General features: G+C 46.6%; 5 protein-coding genes. All 5 read left to right on the plus strand.

Annotated elements, in window-relative coordinates:
• Window positions 1-473: RHS repeat-associated core domain-containing protein (locus WHS88_12625; GenBank protein MEJ5261024.1), on the plus strand; the 473-nt coding region annotated here is incomplete at its 5' end.
• On the plus strand, window positions 474-659 hold the full coding sequence (locus WHS88_12630) for a hypothetical protein (GenBank protein MEJ5261025.1): 186 nt from the start codon (window positions 474-476) through the stop codon (window positions 657-659).
• A gap of 158 nt (window positions 660-817) precedes the next feature.
• Complete coding sequence (locus WHS88_12635; GenBank protein ID MEJ5261026.1) at window positions 818-1,231, plus strand: hypothetical protein; 414 nt, start codon at window positions 818-820, stop codon at window positions 1,229-1,231.
• A gap of 3 nt (window positions 1,232-1,234) precedes the next feature.
• Entirely contained in the window at window positions 1,235-1,963 is a 729-nt protein-coding gene (locus WHS88_12640) for a hypothetical protein (GenBank protein MEJ5261027.1), read from the plus strand.
• Between the two features lie 31 nt (window positions 1,964-1,994).
• A complete protein-coding gene (locus WHS88_12645; GenBank protein MEJ5261028.1) occupies window positions 1,995-2,213 on the plus strand; it encodes a hypothetical protein in 219 nt (72 codons plus the stop codon).
• Window positions 2,214-3,256: the final 1,043 nt, after the last annotated feature.

Here is a 3,256-nt window from a genome sequence, read left to right on the forward strand (position 1 = left end):
TCACGGGCGAAAGCCAATTTACCGAGGCGGACAACCTGATTTTCCTCCGCGCCCGATATTATGACCCGGACGCCGGCCGGTTCCTCCAGCCCGACCCGCTGGGCCTTGACCCGGCCGGCGGAGGCGTCAACCCCTTCGCCCCGACAAGTCAGTACTCCGACGGAATGAATGCATATGAATATGTGAAAAACAATCCGGTAAACAACGTTGACCCCTCCGGCCTAATGCCTTTCACTGAATGCTATGTAAAGTGTTTTACCGTGGGAACTTTCTGGTGCTATCGATTTTCCGGTCCCGCCCATGATAAGTGTATTGTTGGAGTGGGGCTTACCTGTGCAGGGATTTGTGCCTGGCCTCTCTTGCCGACATTTCAGTGTCCTTCGCCTGAACCGCCTCCGCCCATTTTCCTGCCCGGTGATCACTTTGGCCGTTCTGTAATCGATACTTTTTGGACATCCTTGCCAAGAAATTAAATGATTCGAGTTTTAGCCATTCTTTTTGTCATTTTTGCGCTGCTGTGCGGGGCTTATGAGATTGTTCGTCTGTGGCCCGCGGAAAAAATCCGTGTTCTTTGGGTTGAGATTCCGATTCTTGCATTTCTTATGATTGTTCTGGTTCAAATGCTGTGCCGAAAAAGAAATCCTCATAACAAAAAATAGCAATCCCTGAAGGAGGAAACAGATGGATTTTTCCGCATCCAGGAGTTTTTTCAGACGGTTTTTGCGGTTCTTTTCCGCATCCGGAAAGGGGTCGTTCAGAGACAAATTGAACAGAATCATGCAACGAGAGGATGAGGATGTAAAGACCGTCCTGGACGTTGTATCGGCTGACGGGAACGGTTTTAGAAAAAATTCGTGAGTATCCTTATCGTTCGGTTTCTGTTGTCGGCGCCTGGCCGGACGGCCGAATCATCCTGCTGTATCAAGAGCAGGATGGAACCTGGTGCATTTTGTGGGACAATACCACCGTTTTGTTCGGCAGAGAACCGATCGATATCCTGTTAATAGACAGCGGTTTGTGGGTGCGGGAGAAGAATCTTCTAAAACAATACATGCCGGACGGGATATGCAGGAAAGAATATCTGCTGAAAGAAGAGACAGATTCATTCGGCAGTCTTGACCGGGAGGATATCTGGGTTTGGTATCGAGACAATACCATAGTGATTTACAACCAAGACGGTATTCAGTCAGAAATCCATCTGGCTCGTCCGGATGCATCGGGAAAACAATGACGAATGAAAGATTATCAGGACATCATCAAACGAGTCCGACGGATTCCTCTTCTGCTGAAGGAAGAACTGTTTGGCTCTGTTCCGGACAGCCGGATATTTGAACAGTTTCTTGCCTTGGCGGAAAAAGACTATGTTTTCGAGGAGCTGCTTGACTATATCCGTCGTGATTTTCCGAGGTGGCTGTCTTGTCAAGAACCCTGCAACCTGACAGATGAGGAGAAAGAGATTCTCTGCGCCCTTGCGTTTGAAGTCATCGCTATTTTTGATAAAAATCCGAACATCGCCGTCCTGGTTTGTATGATGTTTTGCTGCTGGCATGAACCGGAGGATGACGTTCACAAATCATTCAATCTCGATTCCGCTTTAGGCGTCCTTCACAAGTTCTGCTTTCTGAATCCGTCCCCCCGAGCTCTGAATCTCCTGCATGAAGCGGCTTTTTCTTTCGCACTGTATTACAAAGGTGTACCCTTTTTTGCATCGGTGCTGGTGTACCTGTGCACGTGTGATATTCTTCAGAAAAAGCCGGACTATGAACGGATTTTGCAGCATCAGCTGGAATGGAACCGAAAGAGTGCACAAGAGCTTTCCGATGCGATGAACTGGGAGATGAATTATCTCCGAGATATGTTTTTTCTGAAATCCTCTGCTTTAAAAAAGAGTCTGAGCCTATTGGAGCATTTCCGGAACTATTTGATGAAAACCGCAAGCACAGAAAAGAAAAAGACTCCATGAACCAATACTTTTGTCCCGTCAGATGCCACGTATGAAAGCCGAATACTGGAAGATTGCAAGGCATATCGGAATTGCCATCAAATATTTTGCTCTCGGGATCATCGCAGGGCTGTATGTTTCGGATTCCGGTTTTCGCTACCCGTATTTGGTGATAGCAGCCCTGCTGCTTATCGGCGAAATTGTAAGAATAGGGGCCCAGCACAAGCTGGAAAAGCCGGCTGAAATCGACAAAATGGGCAAAAAGGGGTAGGCGGCCTCGGCCGTCCCGCCGACCGTGCCCAGCGTGTGTAAGGGAGCTTGGGCACCATCCCCACGGACATCCTGTAAAATGGCGTGTGGTGCTTTAGGAGCAACTTGGATTGGAGGATGTAGTTCTTTAACAGGTGGACAGATGTGGGCTTGTCGTATATTGGGTGGAGCAGCAACAGCAGCTTGTATGGCAGCATGTGATAATAACCTGCCTGCAGTATATTAACAAAGCACAAATGATGATCTGGTATGCAGATTAGAGACTTGTTTTATTTGCTGCTTTGTTTTGCTGGTCTTTTGATTACTCCTGTTTTTTTTTCAAAAAATAAGTCCCCTGCTAGGACAAATGAGCAGTAAATCCAAGACTGTTTCACGAATCGGATATTTGGGGGTCTTATTATCTGTTCCTTCTTTAATGGCTTTGTTGGCCCCCGGCATTCAATGGTCAGACTCGCCCTACATCCTTCTTACACTGTGTTTATTGGGAGTCTTATGGACGGCTGAAAAGAAAAATAGCCAGACAAAAACTCACTATTGGAACCAAATAGCAATCTCAGGTATCGAATTGAGTTTCGTTTACGGAATTATGGTATTGTGGCTGATTTTTTATAAAGGGACTTCAGGAGTTTGGCTGTTACAAAGATGGCCATTCGCCGGCAGTCTATTCGTACCTTTGATGTTGTCCGTTTTGCTTGGTGGAGGATTGGGATTGTATGAGAGTCAAAAGCAGGAAGTAAAATCAACTCTAACGAAGATTTTAGGATATCTATGGGGAATTTCTTTGTTTCTTTGTGCCTTTTTTGAGGAAAAGGTGCTGCACTCTCTGCTTTCAATAACCTTCTGTCGATTGTTGATTGTCTGGATAATAATCCCTACGGTATTTCTGATTATACTGAACCTATGGGTATGGCTAATCGCAATCAAGGGGTTTAGAAAAGTATCTGGTCTCGGCCTATAAGAAGGCCCTCGGCCGAACGACCGACTATCGGTATGACGGCGACGGCAATCGGGTCAGGAAGGTACAGAATGGCCTCCAGACAAGAT

The organism is Anaerohalosphaeraceae bacterium (genome assembly GCA_037479115.1).
GTDB lineage: Bacteria > Planctomycetota > Phycisphaerae > Sedimentisphaerales > Anaerohalosphaeraceae > JAHDQI01.

Coding starts and splice junctions, on each gene's coding strand:
- WHS88_12630 (MEJ5261025.1), top strand. CDS start 474: ATGATTCGAGTTTTAGCCATTCTTTTTGTCATTTTTGCGCTGCTGTGC.
- WHS88_12640 (MEJ5261027.1), top strand. CDS start 1,235: ATGAAAGATTATCAGGACATCATCAAACGAGTCCGACGGATTCCTCTT.
- WHS88_12645 (MEJ5261028.1), top strand. CDS start 1,995: ATGAAAGCCGAATACTGGAAGATTGCAAGGCATATCGGAATTGCCATC.